Annotated in this window: 2 protein-coding genes; both read left to right on the plus strand. The window is 63.1% G+C overall.

Going from position 1 to position 2,354, the window contains the following annotated elements; translation table 11 throughout:
* A partial coding sequence (ppk1, locus tag JOZ06_RS06935) for a polyphosphate kinase 1 (RefSeq protein ID WP_293230485.1) occupies positions 1–1,202 on the plus strand: 1,202 nt, incomplete at its 5' end.
* 48 nt (positions 1,203–1,250) lie between these two features.
* A partial coding sequence (gene ettA, locus JOZ06_RS06940) for an energy-dependent translational throttle protein EttA (protein WP_293230487.1) occupies positions 1,251–2,354 on the plus strand: 1,104 nt, incomplete at its 3' end.

Raw genomic sequence — 2,354 nt, forward strand, 5'->3', positions numbered from 1 at the left:
CGCGCGACGTCTACCGCGTCAACGGCCCGGTGAACCTGGTGCGGCTGATGCAGGTGCCCGACCTGGTGGACCGCGCCGATCTCAAGTTCGCGCCGTTCACGCCCACGCTGCCCGCCAATCTGCAGAAGAAGTCGAAGTCTTCGCTGTTCGACGTCATCCGCAAGAGCGACGTGCTGCTGCACCATCCGTACCAGAGCTTCCAGCCGGTGATCGACTTCCTGACCCAGGCGGCGACCGATCCGCACGTGGTGGCGATCAAGATGACGGTGTACCGCACCGGCACCGACTCGGTGCTGATGGAGTCGCTGATCGCCGCCGCCCGCGCCGGCAAGCAGGTGACGGTGGTGGTGGAGCTGATGGCCCGCTTCGACGAGGAGGCCAACATCGGCTGGGCCAGCCGGCTGGAAGACGCCGGCGCCCACGTCGTGTACGGCGTCATCGGCTACAAGGTGCACGCCAAGATGCTGATGGTGGTGCGGCGCGAGGAAAACGGCCTCAAGCGCTATGTCCACCTGGGCACCGGCAACTACCACCCGCGCACGGCGCGGCTGTACACCGACTTCGGTCTGATGACCTGCAACGAAAAAATCGCCAGCGACGTCAACGATATTTTCGTCCAGCTGACCGGCCTGGGGCGCGCCAGCAAACTCTTCTTGCTGCACCAAAGCCCGTTCACGCTGCACAGCATGATCCTGGAGTCGATCGACCGCGAAATTCAGCACGCCGAAGCCGGCCGCACCGGTCTCATCATCGCCAAGATGAATGCGCTGCTTGACCCGCAGGTGATCGCCGCGCTCTACCGCGCAAGCCAAGCCGGCGTGAAGATTCAGCTGATCGTGCGCGGCGTGTGCGCGCTGCGCCCCGGCGTGCCGGGGCTCTCCGACAATATCACCGTGCGCTCGATCGTCGGCCGCTTCCTCGAACACCCGCGCGTCTTCTATTTTTACAACGACCACGAGGAAGATCTGTATATCGCCAGCGCCGACTGGATGGGCCGCAACTTCTTCCGCCGCATCGAAACCTGCGTGCCGATCCTCGACCCGAAGCACAAGCGCCGCCTGATCAAGGAGGCGCTGCGCCTGTACCTGGAGGACAACGTCAACGCCTGGGAAATGCAGCCGGACGGCAGCTACCGGCGCAAGACGGTGCGCGGCCGGCAACGCTGCGCGCAAGAGGCGCTGCTGGAGGAATACTCCCGTTGACGGCGTGATAAAATCACCCTTTTCCGACTTATATTTCAGCGGACAGACATGTCTCAATACGTATTTTCGATGCTGCGTGTCAGCAAGGTGGTGCCGCCCAAGCGGCAGATCATCAAAGATATTTCGCTCAGCTTCTTCCCGGGCGCCAAGATCGGCCTGTTGGGCCTGAACGGCTCGGGCAAGTCCACCGTGCTGCGCATCATGGCCGGTCTCGACAAGGAGATCGAGGGCGAAGCGATCCCCATGCCCGGCATCAAGATCGGCTATCTGCCGCAAGAGCCGGAGCTCAACCCCGAGCACACGGTGCGCGAAGCGGTGGAAGAAGGCTTGGGCGACGTCATTGTGGCGCAGAAGAAGCTGGACGAAATCTATGCCGCCTACGCCGAGCCGGATGCCGATTTCGACTTTCTGTCGGCCGAACAAGCCAAGTACGAAGCCATTCTGGCCGCCAGCGACGGTAGCGCCAACCAGCAGATGGAAGTCGCCGCCGACGCGCTGCGCCTGCCCGACTGGGACGCCAAGATCGCCAACCTGTCCGGCGGCGAAAAGCGCCGTGTGGCGTTGTGCCGCCTGTTGCTGTCCCAACCGGACATGCTGCTGCTGGACGAACCGACCAACCACCTGGACGCCGAGTCGGTCGAGTGGCTGGAGCAATTCTTGGTGCGCTTCCCCGGCACCGTGGTCGCCGTGACCCACGACCGCTACTTCCTCGACAACGCCGCCGAGTGGATTCTCGAACTCGACCGCGGCCACGGCATCCCCTGGAAGGGCAACTACTCCTCCTGGCTCGACCAGAAGGAGGCGCGCCTACAGCAGGAAGAAGCCAACGAATCGGCCCGTCAGCGCGCCATCAAGAAAGAGCTGGAATGGGTCCGGCAGAACCCCAAGGGACGCCAAGCCAAATCCAAGGCCCGTCTCGCCCGCTTTGACGAGTTGTCGAGCCAGGAATACCAGCGCCGCAACGAAACGCAGGAAATCTTCATTCCGGTCGGCGAGCGCCTGGGCAACGAAGTGATCGAATTCGATCACGTCAGCAAAGCCTTCGGCGATCGACTGCTGATCGACGACTTGAGCTTCAAGGTGCCGCCGGGCGCCATCGTCGGCATCATCGGCCCCAACGGCGCCGGTAAATCAACGCTGTTCCGCATGATC

This window comes from Paludibacterium sp. (genome assembly GCF_019232825.1).
In the GTDB taxonomy this organism is placed as follows: domain Bacteria; phylum Pseudomonadota; class Gammaproteobacteria; order Burkholderiales; family Chromobacteriaceae; genus Paludibacterium.